Genomic DNA, 19,195 nt, shown 5'->3' with positions numbered 1-19,195 from the left:
GGTAAAGCCCGATTACCTTTAGCAGCCGATCAAACGAGGTCAACAATGGAGTTATCCCCTGCCGTTCCCATTCTTCGCATCTTTTCGGTTGAAAAGGCCCGGGAGTTTTATCTGGATTTTCTCGGTTTCACGTTGGATTGGGAGCACCGCTTCAGTGAAGATCTGCCGCTGTACATGCAGATCACACGTTCCGGTCTGAGGTTGCATCTCAGTGAGCACTATGGTGACAGCACGCCGGGTTCCGCAGTGTTTATTCCCACCGAGGATATCGACGCGCTGCACCAGGAGCTATCAGCCAGGCAGTACCGCTATGCCCGGCCAGGCGTTGAAACCCTCGACTGGGGGAAAGAGCTTAACCTCACCGACCCCTTTGGCAACCGGCTGCGTTTTTGCCAGCAAATCGGCGACGCCTGACCCTTTTGGCGGCTAGCCGTTCAGGGCAGGCTTGTGGTACTGCGCGTCGCTGACCTTCTCCATCCAGTCTACCGGGCTGCCGTTTAACGATTCGGCGATGGCGATGTGGGTCATGGCGGTGTCCGGCGTCGCACCGTGCCAGTGTTTGACGTCTTCCGGGATCCACACAATATCGCCCTGGTTCATTTCCTGGATCTCTTCACCCCACAGCTGGATCCAACCACGCCCCTGAGTCACGATCAGCGTCTGGCCGAGCGGATGGGTGTGCCAGGCGGTACGGGCTCCGGGCTCAAAGGTCACGGTGGCGCCGCCCACGCGGGCCGGTTCGCTACCGGCAAAAGGCGCATCGATGCGAACTTTGCCGGTAAAGTACTCTTCTGGCCCCGGACGAGAAGGTTGGGAACCGCTGCGTTGAATTTTCACTTGTTTCTCCAGTTCGGCAGAGGCTGCCGACGTTAACATTGACAGGATAATTGTAGAGCGTGCGCGCCTTTTCGCCGGTCGGTGACGGCGGTTCAAAAGCTACCGCGGGCAACGGCCGCATCAACGTCCGACGTTTTGTTGCAAATGCGCCGGATAGCGATCGCCCTGAACCTCAATAACCGCGAGTGCCGCTTCAATGCTGCGCAGTTCTTCCGACGACAATGACAGCGACGCGGCCCCGAGATTTTCCTGCAGGCGATGCTGTTTGGTGGTCCCCGGGATCGGCACAATCCAGGGTTGCTGTGCCAGCAGCCAGGCCAGCGCTATCTGTGCCGGGGTGACCCCTTTTTGCTGAGCTATCTGCCCCAGCACGTCCACCAGCCCCTGGTTGGCTCTGCGCGCCTGCTCGCTGAAACGCGGCACCACATTGCGGAAATCGCTGCTGTCGAAGGTGGTATTTTCGTTGATCGCTCCGGTGAGAAAACCTTTCCCCAACGGGCTGAAAGGAACAAACCCAATGCCTAACTCTTGCAGCGTCGGCAAGATTTCCTGCTCGGGCTCCCGCCACCACAGCGAATATTCACTTTGCAACGCCGTCACCGGCTGCACCGCATGGGCACGGCGCAGCGTCTGTGCCCCCGCCTCGGACAGGCCAAAGTGCTTCACCTTCCCTTCCTGGATCAGCGCCTTCACCGTACCGGCGACGTCTTCAATCGGCACATTGGGATCCACCCGGTGCTGATAAAGCAGATCGATCGTTTCGACGTTAAGACGCTTTAACGACCCTTCCACCGCCTGGCGGATATGTTCCGGCCGGCTGTTGAGCACCTGTTTGCCATCCGGCTGCGGCAGTTCAAAACCAAACTTGGTGGCTATTACCACCCGATCGCGTACCGGCGCCAGCGCCTCGCCCACCAGTGACTCATTGGTGAAGGGGCCATAAACTTCTGCGGTATCGAAAAAGGTCACGCCCTGATCCACAGCGGCTCGGATCAAGCCAATCGCCTGCTGTTTGTCGGTGGCCGGGCCATAGCCAAAGCTAAGCCCCATGCAGCCCAGTCCCAACGCTGATACCTCCAGCCCACTGTTACCCAGCTTACGTTTTTGCATTTTTCCTCCGATGTGTACGAATGGGTCACCGCTTGTGCGGGACGACCAGGTGCGATCACTGTAAGAGGCAACCGGGCAAATAACTACGCGCTGAATATGCATGAGCTTATGAGCTCAATTCATAAACCCGCAAGGCGCTAAAAAAAAAGCACAAGGTATTCAATAAAAGCAGAATAATTAGAGTAACCTAGCCGCGCTTTGGGCGGCGCCGTCACATCCGTGCAACATCATCGAAACGGCTACGCCTGATTCAGCCCGTTTGGGCTTTATCTCTGACGAGAGCGTTTATTCAACGTCCAAAACTGTCCGCCTTATTTTTGATTGCCGCTGCCTTTTAGCCTTGGCAACAGGGGGATATGCCAGACACCGGGGATGGATTTTTGGGGAGAAACCGCGTGTTTTTTTGGATATGGCTTAATCTCTAAATCGGGGACTTTTCATTTTGGTAAGGATAATACTATGCAAAATAAAGCGTCATCATCGCCGCTCATCATCATCACGGCACTGTTCGCCGCGTTGAGTGGGCTCTATCTGCTGGGAGGCGGCATCTGGCTGGCCAAGCTCGGCGGTTCGCTGTACTACATCATCGCCGGCCTGGTACTGCTAATCACCGCCTGGTTACTGGTCCGCCGTCGTGCAACCGCTCTGTTGCTGTACGCGATCTTTTTACTCGGCACCACAATTTGGGCGCTGTGGGAAGTGGGGCCCGACTTCTGGGCACTGACGCCACGTCTGGACGTCACCTTCTTCTTCGGCCTGTGGCTGGTACTGCCTTTTATCTATCGCAAGCTGCACGCCAGGGGCAAGCTGGCCTACAGCGCGTTGAGCCTGGCGCTGGTCGTCACCGTGGTGGCGCTGGCCTATGCGGTGTTTAATGATCCACAAGAGATCAACGGCACCCTCGAACCAGCGCAGGTAAAAGTCGAACCTCAGGCGTCAGACGCCGACTGGCCGGCCTATGGCCGCACCCAGGAAGGCACGCGTTACTCTCCACTGAGCCAAATCAATGATAAGAACGTCGGCAAACTCAAGGAAGCCTGGACTTTCCAGACCGGCGACCTGAAAACCGCCAACGATCCGGGGGAAATCACCAACGAAGTGACCCCGATTAAAATCCGCGACACGCTCTATCTGTGCACCCCGCACCAGAAGCTGTTCGCACTGGACGCCGCCACCGGCAAGCAAAAGTGGCAGTTCGATCCTCAGTTGAAATTTAACCCAACCTTCCAGCACATCACCTGCCGTGGCGTTTCGTATCATGAAATGCCTGCCGCCACAGGTGCAGCCGCAGATGCCTCCCCGGCGCTGTGCGCACGACGCATTATCCTGCCGGTGAATGACGGTCGTTTGTTCGCTCTGGATGCCGATAGCGGCAAGCCTTGCGCCGACTTCGCCAATAACGGCGAGCTCAACCTGCAAAGCAATATGCCGTATGCGACGCCAGGCCATTATGAGCCAACGTCGCCGCCGGTGATCACCGACAAGGTGATTGTGATAGCCGGTGCAGTGACCGACAACTACTCCAACCGCGAGCCTTCGGGCGTGATCCGCGGTTTTGACGTCAACAGCGGCAAGCTGCTGTGGGCCTTCGATCCGGGCGCGAAAGATCCGAACGCCATTCCGGCGGACGAGCACCACTTCACCCCGAACTCCCCTAACTCCTGGGCCCCTTCAGCCTACGATGCCAAGCTGGATATCGTTTACCTGCCGATGGGCGTCACCACGCCGGACATCTGGGGTGGCGATCGCACGCCGGAAATGGAGCGTTATGCCAGCGGCCTGCTGGCGCTGAACGCCACCACCGGCAAACTGGTCTGGTTCTATCAGACGGTGCACCATGACCTGTGGGATATGGACGTACCGGCACAACCGACGCTGGCGGACATTACCGATAAAAACGGTAACAAGGTGCCGGTGATTTATGTGCCGACCAAAACCGGTAACATTTTCGTTCTGAACCGCACCAATGGCGAGTTGGTGGTCCCGGCTCCGGAAAAACCGGTTCCTCAGGGGCCAGCCAAGGGCGACCGTCTGTCACCGACCCAGCCTTTCTCTGAACTGACTTTCCGTCCAGAGAAAAAGCTGACCGGCGCGGACATGTGGGGTGCCACCATTTATGACCAACTGGTTTGCCGGGTGATGTTCCACAGCCTGCGTTACGAAGGCACCTTCACGCCGCCTTCCGAGCAGGGCACGCTGGTGTTCCCGGGTAACCTGGGCATGTTCGAATGGGGTGGTCTGTCTGTAGATACCGACCGTCAGGTGGCTATCGCCAACCCTATCGCCTTGCCGTTTGTTTCCAAACTGATCCCACGCGGTCCGGGCAACCCGATCGAGCCTGACGAAAATGACAAAGGCGGATCCGGCACCGAGTCCGGCGTTCAACCGCAGTATGGCGTACCGTTCGGCGTAACGCTGAATCCGTTCTTGTCGCCGTTTGGCCTGCCGTGCAAACAGCCGGCCTGGGGTTATATTTCCGCCGTGGACTTGAAAACCAACGACATCGTGTGGAAAAAACGTATCGGTACCGTACGCGACAGTTCTCCGCTGCCGTTACCGTTCAAAATGGGCATGCCGATGTTGGGCGGGCCGGTGTCCACCGCCGGTAACGTCTTCTTCATTGGCGCAACCGCGGACAACTATCTGCGCGCCTTCAGCGTGACCAACGGTGAAAAACTGTGGGAAGCGCGGCTGCCGGCCGGTGGCCAGGCAACGCCAATGACCTATGAGGTCAACGGCAAGCAGTACGTGGTGATTTCCGCCGGCGGTCATGGTTCGTTCGGCACCAAGCTGGGTGACTATATTGTCGCTTACGCCTTGCCAGACGAGAAATAATCGCAGAGGATAGTCTTGTGACAGAGCACGCCGGATGGCGTGCTCTGTCACTTTAAAACCACAGTAAAAGCTTTCTCACCGCCCATCCTCATCCTGCAATAAAATTTCACCCCAACCATTGATAATGATTATCATTCGCAATATTATATCTGCGTTGGCCCCGGCAGTGGCCGACAATCATCTTCATATCGCAAGCAGTAACCAGCGGCCGCCTTCGGGCGGCCCTATTTGGAGGCACATGGTCGAGCACAAACACCGGCAAGAAAGCAGCATCGCCCTCCTGCGGGCACCCCCGGTCTACCTCAGCACGGAGACGCCAGAATGAGCCAACAGCCGTTAACCGCCATGCTGATGTTGATTTACGTGCTGCTGATGGTTCCGGCACTGTTCGCCATCGATAGTCGTCTGAGCGCCACCCGCTGGGGCCACAGTCGCCTGATGCGCAAGACGCTGCAGACCGGGTTTATCATTGTTCTGACGCTGCTGTTTTTTAGCCTTATGACGTTGCTGTATTGAGTTGAGCCGGCACTAATTCGCCGCAACCGGCAGTGTGCCCTCCTGCTTGACTACCGTGACCTTACCGCTAAGGGCAAAGGCTGAAATCAACGTGAACAGTAACGCAATGCAGCCGAGGATCAGGTAAGAGGTTTTGAAACCGTAATTGACGTACATCAGGCCTGCCGCATAGGACATACCGATGGCCGAGAGCTGCTTGAAGAAGCAAAAGCCCCACAGGTATATCGACGCCGAAAGGTTAACGTTAAACTGGGTGGTGATGTATTTGAAAATGCCCACCAACAGGAACGGCACCTCAAACATATGCAGGGTTTTGAGAATAATGACCGCGGCGACCGAATCCGCCTGCGATGAACCAATAATCCGCACCGACATAATCACCCCAGCTATCAACAGCGCGTTCTTGCCGCCAATGCGATTAATGATCAACGGCGCAAAGAACATGATGAAAGCGTTAAGAAACTCGCCCAGCGTCGTTACATAACCAAACGCCTGCGTTCCCGCATGTCGGTCGCTGAAAAACGACGTAAAGAAGTTGGCGAACTGCTGATCAAAGACGTCATACACGCAGGCTACGCCCACGATATACATCACCAGACACCAGAATTTGCGCATTTTCAGCAGGTTCAACGCCGCCTTTAACTTGATGGGTTTGTGGTTTAACGCCAAGCCGTCCGCCACCGCCAGCGTGCTGCTCTGATCGGGTTTGAACAAATACAGCAAACCGGCCAGGATCAGCGCAAAGCTGGAGGCCAACCAAAACGCGAACTGGTTGTTGATGGTAAACATATAGCCGACGATCGAGGCGCATATGGCCCAGCCGATACAGCCGAACAACCGGGCGCGGCCATACTCGAACTGACTGCGTCGGCTCACTTTTTCGATATAAGCTTCAATGGCCGGTGAACCGCCGCTGCACACCAGCCCCAGGTAAACCCCGCACAGCAAGGCCCCCCAAACAAAATGGCTTTGCAGCAGCGGCGAAAACACATAAATAAACAGCGGCGCCAGAAACAGCAGCAGGAAGATGATCATCCACAGCAGATGTTTCTTCAGGCCAAATTTGTCGGTGACGAAACCGAAAATCGGCTGAAACACCAGGGCAAACAGCGCCATGCAGGCAAACACCAACCCGGTTTGCTGCTGGTCAAGCTGGTTGACGTCATGCAGCCAGATAGGAAAGAACGGCAGCACCGCCCCCATGATGAAAAAGTAGAAAAAACAGAAGGCCCCAAAGATCCAAAAATTCTTGTTTCTCAAATAAAACATGGCTCACCACCCTATTTTTGATGGCGCAGGAAGCCCCGCGCCTTGTGCGTTTTGAGGAGGAGATACGGTTAAATTCGACGATCAGTGATAGGCAGGGAGCCAACTGCCGTGAGCCTCAATCAGCTCGTCGCACAGCTTACGTATATCATCAATGGAAAGCTCGGCGGAGGTATGTGGGTCCAACAGCGCCGCATGGTAAATCGCGTCGCGTTTGCCGGTCACCGCCGCTTCAATGGTCAATAGCTGGGTATTGATATTGGTGCGGTTCAGCGCCGCCAGTTGCTCGGGTAAATGGCCAACGTAACAAGGGCTGATCCCCTGCCCATCCACCAGACAAGGCACTTCTACGCAGGCCTCTGCCGGCAAGTTGGTGATGAGACCGGTGTTGAGCACGTTGCCGCCAATCTTGTACGGCCGGTCGGTCTCCATCGCTTCGATAATGTACGAGGCATATTCGTGGGTACGGGAATGCGTCAGGTTAGCGTCGTGGGTCAACGCCAGCTTGCGTTGCTGCCACTGGTCGATTTGCTCGATACAACGGCGCGGATACTCGTCGAGAGGAATATTGAAGCGCTCAATCAGCTCCGGGTAATGACGTTTAATCCAATACGGCATGTATTCGGCATTATGCTCGGAAGATTCAGTGACGTAATAACCAAAGGTTTTCATGATTTCATGGCGTACCATGTCGTCATGCTTGCCCTGCAGCGCGTTGGCGCGACGTTTGATTTCCGGGTACAGATCCTCGCCGTGACGGCGAACGTCCAGCAGCCAGGCCATGTGGTTGATGCCGGCAATGTGAAACTGTACGTCGTCGGTAGGCATATCGACGCTTTTCAGCAAGGTCTCCGCACACACCTGAACGCTGTGACATAACCCCACCGTTTTCACCCCGGTATGGCGCAGCATGGCTCCGGTTAAGGCCGCCATTGGGTTGGTGTAGTTCAGCAACCAGGCATCCGGACAGACCGCCTCAATGTCCCGGGCAAAGTCAAACAGCACCGGAATGGTACGCAGCGCGCGGAAGATGCCGCCGATGCCCAGGGTATCGGCAATGGTCTGCTGCAGGCCGTACTTTCTGGCGATGGTGAAATCGGTGATGGTGCAGGGATCGTAGCCGCCGACCTGAATGGCATTTACCACGTAATTAGCGTTTTTCAGTGCCGCCCGGCGGTTTTCTACCCCGAGATAAGGGGTGATCTTCGCCCTGCCCGCATTAATATTGCGGTTGATATTGCTCAGCATGGCGAAAGATTCATTGAGACGAGCGCTGTCAATGTCGTACAGCGCAATATCCACCTCTTTCAGGGCTGGCGTTGCCATGATGTCGCCGAGAACGTTCTTGGCGAAAATGGTGCTGCCTGCTCCCATAAAAGTCACTTTAATCATCGTATTTCTCCGCTGCTGTGGTTTTCGATAAGCTGAAACTACGCGGCAACGCATTCGCAATATAGGGATAAATGTGACCTTGTTATGGCGAAAAATGACGCAGCATGAAAACTGTGAGCCAGGTCTGGATCTGAAGATCGCCCCACCGCCGTGCCACGACTACACTGCTACAGTAAGCGAAAACACAGGGGCCATGACTGATGCATAAGAGTTTTACTCTGAGTCGTACCGACAATATCGAGCTGAACCTGTACCAGTATGGCGAGGAGAACTGTGACAAGGGGCACAGCTTTGGACCGGCGGTACGCCAACACTATTTATTTCATTATGTGATAAGCGGTACCGGAGTACTGAGCAGCGAATATGGCTCTTTTCCGGTGGTGGCCGGAGAAGGTTTTTTGATCCACCCGCACGACGTGACTACCTACCGCGCCGACTCTAAAGATCCCTGGCATTATATGTGGCTGGAAGTCGACGGGCTGGTGGCCGGCAAGATTTTTGAAGAGTGCCGCCTGAGCCGCCAGTTGCCGATTTATCGTCCCCGCCAGAACGAAGACGCCCCTCTGGCGCTGCGCTATCTGCGGCAACTCATTAGCCATGGTGATGAACATCGGTTAAAAACGCTGGGCCTGAGCTATCTGTTTTTTTCTTCGCTGATTGATAACGCTTTGCAAAGTATCGCCGAGCCGCCAAGCGACAAGGCGCAGCATCTGCGCAAGGCGGTAAAACTCATTGAAAACCGCTACCATGAACCCCTCACCATTGAGCGCCTGGCCGCCTACTGCAACATCAACCGCAGTTACCTGTGTCGGCTGTTTAAAGGCACTTACGGCATTGGGCCAAAGGAATATCTGCTGAACTTCCGCATGAGCATCGCCGCCAGCCTGCTGTGCAATAGCCAGACGTCAATCAAGGTGGTGGGAATTTCGGTGGGGTATGAAAACCAACTGCACTTCTCCAAGGCCTTTAAACAGGTCCACGGCCTCTCGCCGGCCAAATGGCGTCTGGAAAATAGTCAGGCATCATCGGTGCCGGGCGAAGTAACAGCGAACGCCTGATGCTTACTCGCCGCTTTTCTCTGCGCGGATATTTTCCGCCAGCGAGTTCGATTTTATGCGCGGGTATTTCCACAGCCACCGTCCGCTGACCATACGCCAGTAGAACAAGACACCGCGTACCGCCCAATCCATAAACATCCCCAGCCAGACGCCAACCACGCCCATGCCCAGCATGATGCCCAGCGTATAACCGGCAACCACGCGGCAACCCCACATGCCCAGCATCGACACCCACATCGCAAAACGGGCGTCGCGCGCGCCCTTCAAACCGGCGGGCAACACCCATGACGCCGCCCAGATAGGCATAAAGGCGGCATTGAGCCAGAGCAACACCTTTACCACCTCCTTCACGTCGTCTTGTTGGGTATAAAACGAGGCGAATACCCCCGCCAGGGGCGCCGTGCCCCAGGCAATCACCGTCAGCCCTATCGTTGCCAGCCAGAAAATGTGGCGCAATTGGCGCTCCGCCTGAGCTATTTGCCCTTTGCCCAGCCGTTTTCCCACAATAATGGTCGACGCCGACCCCAGAGCGTTGCCCGGAAGGTTAATCAACGACGCGACAGAAAAAGCGATGAAATTGCCGGCGATAACGTTGGTGCCCATGCCGGCAACAAACATTTGGGTCAATAACTTGCCGCCGTTGAACAACACCGATTCGATGCTGGCAGGAATACCTATCCCCAGCACTTCCCACAGGATGGTCAGCTTCAACGGGGTAAAGTAACTTTTCAGCGTGATGTGCAGCGCCGGATTAAAGCCGATCATCAGGACATAAACGATCGCGATGGCGCCAATATAGCGGGAAATGGTTAACCCCAGCCCGGCCCCGACAAACCCCAGCCCGTGCCAGCCCAGCATGCCGTAAATCAGTATGCTGCTGATGATGATATTCAGAATATTCATGCCGCCGTTGATCAACAGCGGGATTTTGGTGTTGCCTGCACCGCGCAACGCCCCGCTGCCAATCAACGCAATGGCGGCGGCCGGGTAGCTCCACACCGTGGTTTGCAGATAAGACAGCGCCAACGCCTTTACCTCCGGCGTGGCGGCACCGGCGATCACATCAATAATCTGTTCGCCCGCCAAATGAATGCCGATCGCCAAGGCAAAGGCCACCAGGGTCATTAGCACCAGCGACTGGCGTGCAGCCGCTCGCGCTCTTTTTCTGTCCCGCTTGCCGAGGCTAAAGGCCACCACCACCGTGGTGCCCAGATCCACCGCGGCGAAGAACGAGATGATTACCATGTTGAAGCTGTCCGCCAGCCCCACCCCGGCCATCGCCTCTTTGCCGATCCAGCTCACCAAAAAGGTGCTCAGCACCCCCATCAGCAGAACGCAGGCGTTCTCCATAAAGATCGGCACCGCCAGCGGCGTGATCTCACGCCAAAACAGCACGCGATAGCTTTTGCGTTTTGGGTACCAGGGCGTATTTTCCACGCGCTGGCGCAGGGCGGCGTATAAGTTCAAGATCGGCTCATGAGATAAAAGTGAAACAACATTTCAAATAATGAGCGACAGAACGTTATCCTGCAAAGAATATTTTGCTTCCTTGATGAAGGCAGCCGAAAGCTGGCGTTTCTTCCGGAAAACCTGGGTGCCCCGAGGGTATTAATCAGCCCAACAAGACCACCAGCCAAAGCATTATCGTCATCACCACCGCAACCAACTGCGCAGCGCCGCCCAAATCCTTGGCCCGCTTGGATAAGGGATGTATCTCCAGAGAAATGCGATCGACAACGCTCTCAATGGCAGTATTAAGCAACTCAACAACCAGTAAAATGAAGCTGCTGGCAATCAATAACATCCTTTCTACTTTTGTAATATCTAAAGTAAATGTAACAACCAGTAATATTACGTTAATCACCAGCAATTGACGGAAAGCATCTTCGGTAAAAACGGCATCAACAAGGCCCGCCAGTGAGTTTTTTATGCTACTTATTAAGCGATTTATTCCTTTTTTCTTTTCAAAGGACATGCATCTTACTCTTATAAAAACCGGGTGATTTTTAATACCAATCAATAACGCACAGTAACTTATAACGAAATTGGTTAATGAAATTAAATAATCACCCGTGTGACATTGTTTTTCCGGCAACGTTGAATCGCCAACAACCAAAAGGCAATTTTGGTCATAGGTATTCTCTGAGCGCAGTGCGTTTTACATCCTGTGAAGGGCCGATAAAATCAGCGTCTTGCCGAGGGGTTAGAGTTGTTTTTCATATAAGCGATAACGCTTGTAAGGCACCGCGCCAATTCGCTCCAGAATGGTGCGCATGCCGGTATTCGACTCTAATATCCAGGACATCTCCAGCGCATCAATACCGCGTTTCTCGAAGGGGTCATGTAACGCTTCGATCAGCAGTAGTGCAATAATCGGCCCTATTCGGCTGAATTGATATTCCTGGCGAACGCCCATCAGCGGCACCCTCGCGGTACGCACCCCGCTCACTTTCAAACGCCACAACAGCTTCGCCCAGCCAAAGGGAAATAAACTGCCGTTGAGATCGGCAATTGCCTCGTTGATATTGGGCAAACCGACGATGAAAGCGCAAGGTACTGAATCGACCTCGGCAATATAAATCATGTCATCAGGCACCAGGAACTTCAGCTGATCGCCCATGGTGGCAAACTCATGTTTGGTGAAAGGCACGAATCCCCAGTTATCCTGCCAACCGGAATTGAAAATTTCGCGCAGCACCTGCATTTCCTCGCTAAACCTTTTGCGATTGAGGCGGCGCAGGGTCACTTTTTTACGCACCTGACTCATCATTTTGGCCAGAGAAGGCGAAAAATGCAGGTCCGTGCGCTTCATCCAATAAGCCAACAAATCTATGCCCTGCGTATACCCCTGGCGCTCCAGATTGGCTGCGTAGTAGGGTTTGGCATGCGTCATCAGCGCCGACGGCGGCGTATCAAACCCTTCGACCAACAGGCCACTTTCCTGATTGATATTAAGACTGAAGGGACCGGTGATTTTTAATGCGCCCTTAGACCTCAGCCAAGCTTCTGCCGCGGCAAATAACGCGCTAAAAACCGCCGGATCCTCGATGGCATCGATCATGCCAAAGTGACCGGTATCCTCGCCGTAGCGTTCGCGGTGCAAAGCGTCAATTTGAGCGGTTATCCGCCCGACCACCTTGCCCTCTTTTTTGGCTACCCATGCCTGCCATTCTATATGATCAGTCCCAGGATTCTTCTTAGAGAGATGTTCTTCGCGCTCTAAATACAAAGGGTCAATCCAATTAGGATCGTCACGAAACAGGGAGGAAGGAAAAGCGATAAATGCCTTAAGATCACGCTTATCGAGGACTTGCTCAATATGAATCATAAATAACCTTACAATTTAGTGACATGCTCAAAAAAAGAACGTTATAACGCCAGTGATATTTTCTGAAATGAGATCCGCTCTCGGTTATGACTTATCGCTTTAAGAGATAAGAAAAATCAATTAATACCTATTATCCTGCAGGATGTTACCCGAGCAGAGTTTCCACTGACACGTGCTGTTCTTTATCAAAAGTGATGCCAGACAGAGGCGTGAGTGATCTGAGCAAATTATGCTTTTTATTATTTCGTGCTATTTCCAGCAAAGAAAAACCAATCGTTTTTTAGTTTACTAATTCTGGTCTGGAGACGCATTGGCATATTTTAACATTAAATGCTTTTTCTATCCCTGGGGTTAAATGAGGCTTTCACTTTTGTCCGTCTTCCGGATACTGTTTAGGATATGTTTAAGTACGGAGATAGCCATGCGCAAGATCAGATCATATGAATCGCCGATTATTGCCTTCCGGAAATGTGTCGATAACAGGCACCCGGTCAAGGCTGTCGGGCAAAGGATGGAGATATCAGGAGCTGGCTGTGACAGCACCTATATCCGCCGTTCTTCTGTCATGGTCCTCACGTGAAAAAGACCAGGTAATATCCACGGCTAATCCCTCGCCTTTAGTTCTAAGTAGACATGCTGGTTATTAATTCCAGGGTGATCTGTTTGTGGAATGAAAGAAAATGATTGAATAACAAATATATTCAAAACATTTTCATTGTAAAAACATTAACTCTCTCGCCAATAGTCGTTTATCTCTTTTGGTGATTTTTACTCTATGGCTAATTTGTATATGTCTGAAACAAGCTCCACTCATTCTCTTCCAATGCGTTATGCAGATTTCCCCACTCTGGTGGAGGCATTAGATTATGCAGCGCAGGGCAGTACAGGAATGAACTTTTACGATCGTCGTAATCAGCTCGTGGCCGTACTGGAATATCGCACGCTGAAACAGCGCGCGATAGTGGGTGCGCGGCGCCTGTTATCCCTGAACCTCAATAAAGGCGATCGGGTTGCACTTATCGCGGAAACCAGCGCGGGTTTCGTCGAGGCTTTTTTTGCCTGCCAATATGCCGGTTTGGTTGCCGTGCCCCTGGCCATTCCTATGGGGGTCGGGCAACGGGACTCTTATACCATCAAGCTTCAGGGCCTGATCAACAGCTGTAAACCTGCCGCCATTATCAGCAGCGAAGAATGGGTACCGCTGATCAGCTCTGCGACCCTGGATGCACCGCCAACCCATATTCTCAGCGACGCAGATTTTAACGCTCTGCCTGAGCGGGATGTGGAGCTGCAGGCACCGTCGCCCAACGATATTGCCTATCTCCAATACACGTCGGGCAGCACTCGCTTTCCACGCGGGGTGATCATTACCCAGCGTGCGGTGATGTCTAACCTGCGCGTGATTAGCCATGATGGGATCAAACTGCGCGCGGGCGATCGCTGCGTTTCCTGGCTGCCCTTCTATCACGATATGGGCCTGGTCGGTTTCCTGCTTACCCCAGTGGCGACTCAGCTGTCCGTCGACTATTTGCGTACGCAAGATTTTGCCATGCGTCCAATGCAATGGTTAAAACTGATCGCCAAAAATCGCGGCACCGTGTCGGTCGCTCCGCCGTTTGGCTACGATTTATGCCTGCGCTACAGCAACAACAAAGAGATCACCGAGTTGGATCTCTCCAGTTGGCGCGTGGCTGGCGTAGGGGCTGAACCTATTCCGTCAGATTTACTCTCTCAGTTCGCTGAGCACTTCGGCCATCTTAACTTTGACCGCAAGGCGTTGATGCCCTGCTATGGTTTGGCCGAGAACACCCTGGCAGTCAGTTTCTATGACGAAGCTTCCGGTGCGCCCATCAACCAGGTCGACCGCGACATTTTGGAATACGAAGGTAAGGCGGTAGCACCCGGCAAAAAAACGCGGGTCACATCGACCTTTGTCAATTGCGGCAAGCCACTGCCCGGTCACCGTATCGAAATTCGCAGCGAAACCGGGCTCCCGCTGCCTGAGCGGCAGGTCGGCCGTATTTGTATCTCCGGCCCCAGCCTGATGAATGGCTATTTCCGCGACGATGCGTCTCAACAGCAAATCCAGACAAGCGGCTGGATGGATACCGGTGACCTGGGCTATCTGCTGGACGGCTACCTGTACGTCACCGGCCGCAAGAAAGATTTGATCATCATTCGTGGTCGTAACATTTGGCCGCAGGATATTGAATATGTTGCGGAGTCCGAGCCGGAAATCCGCTCTGGCGACGCCATTGCCTTCGTGACCGAAGAGCACGGTGACGGCGCCAGAATTATTCTGCAAATCCAGTGCCGGGTCAGCTCTGAAGATCGTCGGGAGCAAATCGTCCACACGCTGAGCGCCCGAATTCAAAGCGAGTTCGGCATTGCGGTGGATATTGAGCTGTTGCCGCCCCACAGCATTCCCCGCACCTCCTCGGGGAAACCTGCCCGTGCGGAGGCCAAGAAGCGTTGGCTGACCACCTCCATCTGCCCGCCGATGCAACAACTGGCAGGTTTTGCGCAATGACAGGCACCGTGGCAGTCACTGGCGTAACCGGCTTTATTGGCCGGCATATCGTTCAGAATCTGCTTTCCCGTGGTTTTACCGTGCGCGCCCTCACCCGGCGTGCAGGTCAAATCGCCCCCCCTAACCTGACCTGGATCCAGGGGGCGCTGGAGGATCAGGACTCGCTCATCGAGCTGGTTCGCGGGGCAGAATTCGTGGTGCATTGTGCGGGCCAGGTGCGGGGAGGCACGGAAGAAACCTTCACCCGGTGTAATGTCAGCGGCAGCCAACACCTGATGCAGGCGGCCAGACAAAGCGGCAGCTGCAAGCGCTTCCTGTTTATCTCTTCTCTTGCCGCTCGCCATCCGGAGCTGTCCTGGTATGCCAATTCAAAACACGTTGCTGAACAACGGCTAACCGCTATGGCTGCGGATATTTCACTGGGCATTTTTCGCCCCACCGCGGTTTACGGGCCCGGCGATAAAGAGCTTAAGCCGATATTCAGCTGGCTTCTGCGCGGCGTGCTTCCACGGCTGGGCGCAGCGGAAGCAAAGCTGACGTTCCTTCACGTGAGCGATTTAGCCGAAGCCGTAAGCCAGTGGCTATTGGCCCCTGGCCCGCAGACGCAAACGTATGAACTTTGCGACGGGGTTGCCGGCGGTTATAGCTGGCAGCGATTACGGGAAATAGGGACCACCGTACGCAATGGCCCGGTGAGGCTGGTGGGGATCCCGCTGCCCCTGCTGAAAATTTTGGCCGATGGCAGCATGTTGCTGAGCCGGTTGACCAACAAAGAACCGATGCTGACCCACAACAAAATACGGGAATTAACCTATCCGGACTGGTCTGCAAACAATCGAAGCCTGTCCGAAGATACTCATTGGGTCCCCAAGATTAGTTTGAAGCGCGCACTGCGTGAAGGTTTATTTTAATTATCTAAATTAGAGGTTTGCCAAAAATTTTTATGCGAAATCGCGACGCTGTTATGAATTATATTCTGACTTGCCTGCAAGGTCTGGTCGAAGGCGGATTAGAAATCAAACCTGATAGCGATCTCGTCAACGATCTTGGCCTGGAGTCCATCAGAGTCCTGGATCTGCTGATGATGTTAGAAGACGAATTCGATATTTCTATTCCTATCAATATATTGCTTGATGTCAGAACGCCAGAGCAGCTGCTTGACGCTCTACTCCCTCGCCTGGAGAAAACCAATGGGTCTTTATGATAAATTTTCGCGGCTTACCCAGGATCGTAAGCAATTCCAGGCCGATGGCCTGAACCCCTTTGGCACCTGTATCGATGAGGTTTACTCGGCAACCGAAGGGCGCATTGGCAATCAGAAAATTGTTCTGGCGGGGACCAATAACTACCTGGGCCTGACCTTCGATGCGCAGGCTATTGCCGAGGGTCAGGCGGCATTAGCCGCTCAGGGCACCGGCACAACCGGCTCACGCATGGCGAACGGCAGCTATGGCTCTCACTTGCAGTTGGAGCAAGAGCTGATGGCGTTCTTTGATCGCCCCACCGCCATCGTCTTTTCCACCGGCTATACCGCGAACCTGGCGGTCATCAGTACTCTGGCAACCCCCGGCTCGGTCGTGCTGATCGACGCGGACAGCCACGCCAGTATTTATGATGCCTGCGCCCTGGGCGGCGCTGAAATCATTCGCTTCCGCCACAACGATGCCAAAGATCTGGAACGTCGCATGGTGCGCCTTGGCGAACGTGCCCGAGACGCGATCATCATCGTCGAAGGCATTTACAGCATGCTGGGCGACGTTGCTCCGCTGGTTGAAATCGTCGACATCAAACGGCGGCTCGGCGGTTATTTGCTGGTAGACGAAGCGCATTCATTCGGCGTGATGGGGGCTCACGGACGGGGTCTGGCTGAAGAACTAGGCGTTGAGCAAGATGTTGATATTATTCTGGGCACGTTCAGTAAAAGCCTGGCCTCTATCGGCGGCTTTGCCGTGGGCGGCAAAGATATGGAAGTGCTGCGCTACAGCAGCCGCCCTTATATTTTTACCGCTTCGCCTTCGCCATCCAGTATTGCTTCGGTGCGCGCTTCTTTGAAAAAGATCGCGCAACATCCTGAACTGCGGGAAAAACTCTGGAGCAACGCGCATCGGCTCTATCAGGGACTGGCCAAGCTGGGCTACGAGCTGGGGCCACGCATCAGCCCGGTGGTGCCGGTGATGATTGGTTCGAAAGAAGAGGGTTTGCAATTCTGGCGCGACCTGATCGCCAAAGGTGTTTATGTCAATCTGGTGTTACCTCCGGCAGCACCGGCCGGCATAACGCTCCTGCGATGCAGCGTTAACGCCGCGCACAGTGATGAAGAGATTGATAAGATCATTGGGGCTTTTGCCGCGCTAAAAAAATAATGACGTCCCGCTGCTCATAAAACTCATGGGCAGTGTTCCCATCAAAAACACTCTTCACCTTGCCTGCCAGTGCCGAAAAAGTTATCGGCACTGGAATCAAACTTTCTGACTGCGAGAACTGAAATAATCAGTGGGTCGCTACCGATTCGCCTTCGACTACAAAGCTATATCCCTGCGCTTGCATAAATTCCGCGACGGCTTTTTCAGCGGCGGATAACACTTCATCGAGCGGTTTATTGGCATCGACATCCGCAATTTCCGCACCTTCAAAAGTGAGCAGTGGCGTAACGGCAATCTTTTTGGCTAATGCTTCTTTGCGATGATCGGGTTTACGTGCGCAAGCGACGTCCAGATCCACATTCAACTTGATCACCAGGTCTGGCTTATTATCCGCCATCCATTGAAAAGCTTTGCGTTCGCGCTCCGCCAACCATCTGACAAAATGGCTGCCTTGAGTATTTTCGGGAAATACGGTGCCATCGTAGGCGCCGGGGATTTGTACCTGCGGGAAACGGTCGGTTAATACGATCAGACCTTGTCGACGAAAAGCCAACATCCGGCGAAAACGCAGCAGCCGACGCAAAACGAAAGTGATAATGACCAAACCCGGCAACAGCCCCACCCTGGATTTTTTGGATTTCACTTTTTTAGTGTTGCGTTCGATGGCCTTGCCAACAGAATTTCCCATCAGCGGGAGTTGCGAAACCGCACGCCCGACATTTCCTGCCTGCTTACCCAGATGCACCTTCACTGCAGGACCGTATTTTTTCACATACTCAATGAGATATTCACAAACGGTAGACTTACCCGAGCCATCGCTGCCAATTACCGCAATAAGCGGCGGGGATTTTGAATTCATAATAAGATTCTCTTCTAAGACACCTGTAAAAATGTATCACTTCGAAAACGAAAAGTCGCTTAATGACGTTATCAAAGCCATGGGGAATAAATATTGCCAACCCCAGACCAAAGCACACAAAAGATTAAGAAAACAATGAAGAAACCTGTTCCATTACCCGGTGCGGCAACGCCTAATTAGCATTAAGAGCTATAAGAACAATCCCAGCTGTGGTTAGCACAAAAAAACAAGACGGACTCACCAAAACATAATCACAAATAATAAAGAAATTTGAATGTCACTGAGATAATACTCAATAAATATCTTGAACCCAAGGCTGGTTATAATACAATAGTTTCTTTGAGTTGGACCAATTATTGTGAGTCAACAGACAATGCCCATTGCTAATCATCCCCCCGTGCGCGTAATTGCAATAACGGGTTGTGATGGCTCGGGAAAATCGACCTTGGCTGCCAGTCTGGTCAATCATCTCTCATCGCAAGAACCGACAGAATTACTTTATCTCGGCCAGTCTTCGGGACGTATTGGGGAATGGATCAGCAACTTGCCGATTATTGGCGCACCCTTCGGTCGTTATTTACTGGCGAAGTCCGATCGCGTTCATGAACATCCTTCAACGCCGCCGGGTAATCTGACCACGCTGGTGATCTTTTTGTTGTCATATTGGCGCGTTTATAAGTTTCGCCGCATGCTGGCAAAAAGCCGCAGAGGGCAATTACTGGTCACCGATCGCTATCCGCAAGCGGAAGTGGCGGGTTTTCGTTTTGATGGGCCGCAGCTGGCAAAAACGGATGGCGGTAATCGCTGGGTACGCTGGTTGAGAAAACATGAGCAAAGGCTGTATCAGTGGATGGCATCATATCCGCCTTTCTTATTGATTCGTCTGGATATTGATGAAGAAACCGCATTCTCGCGCAAACCCGATCATAAACTTTCTGCGCTGCGCGAAAAGATTGCCGTCATTCCGCATCTTACTTTTAACGGCGCGAACATACTGGATTTAGATGGGCGAGAGCCGGCGGGTAAAATTCTTGATGAATCGCTGCGTGCCATTCGAACCTCCCTGGCGACACCCAAGGTTTAGTCTGCCGATAACTTATT

The 19,195-nt window shown here is 53.5% G+C and carries 16 protein-coding genes and 1 pseudogene; 9 read left to right on the top strand and 8 right to left on the bottom strand.

Annotated elements, in window-relative coordinates; translation table 11 throughout:
• Positions 1-39 precede the first annotated feature (39 nt).
• Positions 40-414: pseudogene (locus ACMGG1_RS08355) on the top strand (glyoxalase superfamily protein); the annotation flags it as partial.
• Positions 415-426: 12 nt separating this feature from the next.
• Here the strand turns inward: ACMGG1_RS08355 and ACMGG1_RS08350 are convergent.
• Together ACMGG1_RS08350 and ACMGG1_RS08345 are read right to left on the bottom strand one after the other, a co-directional pair.
• A complete protein-coding gene (locus ACMGG1_RS08350) occupies positions 427-837 on the bottom strand; it encodes a cupin domain-containing protein (RefSeq protein ID WP_046375018.1) in 411 nt (136 codons plus the stop codon).
• Between the two features lie 120 nt (positions 838-957).
• The gene (locus ACMGG1_RS08345; protein WP_046373192.1) at positions 958-1,947 is read right to left on the bottom strand and encodes an aldo/keto reductase; all 990 of its coding nucleotides are present in this window, start codon (positions 1,945-1,947) and stop codon (positions 958-960) included.
• 459 nt (positions 1,948-2,406) lie between these two features.
• Between ACMGG1_RS08345 and ACMGG1_RS08340 the strand changes: the two genes are divergently transcribed.
• Together ACMGG1_RS08340 and ACMGG1_RS08335 are read left to right on the top strand one after the other, a co-directional pair.
• Entirely contained in the window at positions 2,407-4,782 is a 2,376-nt protein-coding gene (locus tag ACMGG1_RS08340; RefSeq protein ID WP_046373191.1) for a glucose/quinate/shikimate family membrane-bound PQQ-dependent dehydrogenase, read from the top strand.
• Between the two features lie 321 nt (positions 4,783-5,103).
• A complete protein-coding gene (locus tag ACMGG1_RS08335) occupies positions 5,104-5,298 on the top strand; it encodes a hypothetical protein (protein WP_044552266.1) in 195 nt (64 codons plus the stop codon).
• Positions 5,299-5,310: 12 nt separating this feature from the next.
• Here the strand turns inward: ACMGG1_RS08335 and ACMGG1_RS08330 are convergent, their stop codons facing one another.
• A complete protein-coding gene (locus tag ACMGG1_RS08330) occupies positions 5,311-6,567 on the bottom strand; it encodes an MFS transporter (protein ID WP_261286806.1) in 1,257 nt (418 codons plus the stop codon).
• 81 nt (positions 6,568-6,648) lie between these two features.
• Entirely contained in the window at positions 6,649-7,956 is a 1,308-nt protein-coding gene (locus ACMGG1_RS08325) for an alpha-glucosidase/alpha-galactosidase (RefSeq protein WP_020827625.1), read from the bottom strand.
• Between the two features lie 200 nt (positions 7,957-8,156).
• Between ACMGG1_RS08325 and ACMGG1_RS08320 the strand changes: the two genes are divergently transcribed.
• Positions 8,157-9,014, top strand: a complete 858-nt coding sequence (locus tag ACMGG1_RS08320; protein WP_048762298.1) for an AraC family transcriptional regulator — start codon at positions 8,157-8,159, stop codon at positions 9,012-9,014.
• 3 nt (positions 9,015-9,017) lie between these two features.
• On the opposite strand, the gene ACMGG1_RS08315 is transcribed toward ACMGG1_RS08320, so the two are convergent.
• From ACMGG1_RS08315 to ACMGG1_RS08305, 3 genes are all read right to left on the bottom strand, one after another.
• The gene (locus tag ACMGG1_RS08315) at positions 9,018-10,481 is read right to left on the bottom strand and encodes an EmmdR/YeeO family multidrug/toxin efflux MATE transporter (RefSeq protein ID WP_020827627.1); all 1,464 of its coding nucleotides are present in this window, start codon (positions 10,479-10,481) and stop codon (positions 9,018-9,020) included.
• A 145-nt stretch (positions 10,482-10,626) separates the two neighbouring features.
• On the bottom strand, positions 10,627-10,989 hold the full coding sequence (locus tag ACMGG1_RS08310) for a diacylglycerol kinase (protein WP_020827628.1): 363 nt from the start codon (positions 10,987-10,989) through the stop codon (positions 10,627-10,629).
• Positions 10,990-11,217: 228 nt separating this feature from the next.
• Positions 11,218-12,342 (bottom strand): N-acetyltransferase, encoded by a 1,125-nt coding sequence (locus ACMGG1_RS08305; RefSeq protein ID WP_116690213.1) that lies wholly within the window; start codon positions 12,340-12,342, stop codon positions 11,218-11,220.
• Positions 12,343-13,132: 790 nt separating this feature from the next.
• On the opposite strand from ACMGG1_RS08305, the gene ACMGG1_RS08300 reads away from it, so the two are divergent.
• Genes ACMGG1_RS08300 through spt form a run of 4 tightly spaced genes read left to right on the top strand, consistent with a single transcriptional unit; the run spans position 13,133 to position 17,235 of the window.
• Complete coding sequence (locus tag ACMGG1_RS08300) at positions 13,133-14,872, top strand: fatty acyl-AMP ligase (protein WP_185959386.1); 1,740 nt, start codon at positions 13,133-13,135, stop codon at positions 14,870-14,872.
• A complete protein-coding gene (locus tag ACMGG1_RS08295) occupies positions 14,869-15,783 on the top strand; it encodes an NAD-dependent epimerase/dehydratase family protein (RefSeq protein WP_176983371.1) in 915 nt (304 codons plus the stop codon). Before ACMGG1_RS08300 ends, ACMGG1_RS08295 begins: the two co-directional genes overlap by 4 nt.
• Before the next feature lie 32 nt (positions 15,784-15,815).
• Positions 15,816-16,076 (top strand): acyl carrier protein, encoded by a 261-nt coding sequence (locus tag ACMGG1_RS08290; protein WP_020827632.1) that lies wholly within the window; start codon positions 15,816-15,818, stop codon positions 16,074-16,076.
• On the top strand, positions 16,063-17,235 hold the full coding sequence (gene spt, locus ACMGG1_RS08285) for a serine palmitoyltransferase (protein ID WP_046373186.1): 1,173 nt from the start codon (positions 16,063-16,065) through the stop codon (positions 17,233-17,235). The genes ACMGG1_RS08290 and spt overlap by 14 nt, the downstream gene beginning before the upstream one ends.
• A gap of 127 nt (positions 17,236-17,362) precedes the next feature.
• Here spt and ACMGG1_RS08280 read toward each other — a convergent pair whose 3' ends face one another.
• Entirely contained in the window at positions 17,363-18,094 is a 732-nt protein-coding gene (locus ACMGG1_RS08280) for a thymidylate kinase (protein WP_414161283.1), read from the bottom strand.
• Positions 18,095-18,467: 373 nt separating this feature from the next.
• Here ACMGG1_RS08280 and ACMGG1_RS08275 point away from each other — a divergent pair, with 373 nt between their 5' ends.
• On the top strand, positions 18,468-19,178 hold the full coding sequence (locus tag ACMGG1_RS08275) for a hypothetical protein (protein ID WP_232807852.1): 711 nt from the start codon (positions 18,468-18,470) through the stop codon (positions 19,176-19,178).
• Positions 19,179-19,195: the final 17 nt, after the last annotated feature.

This window comes from Serratia sp. BNK-12 (assembly GCF_047456085.1).
In the GTDB taxonomy this organism is placed as follows: domain Bacteria; phylum Pseudomonadota; class Gammaproteobacteria; order Enterobacterales; family Enterobacteriaceae; genus Serratia; species Serratia liquefaciens.
Note: the sequence above shows the minus strand (reverse complement) of the source record. Positions and strands in the feature narration are given on the sequence as shown.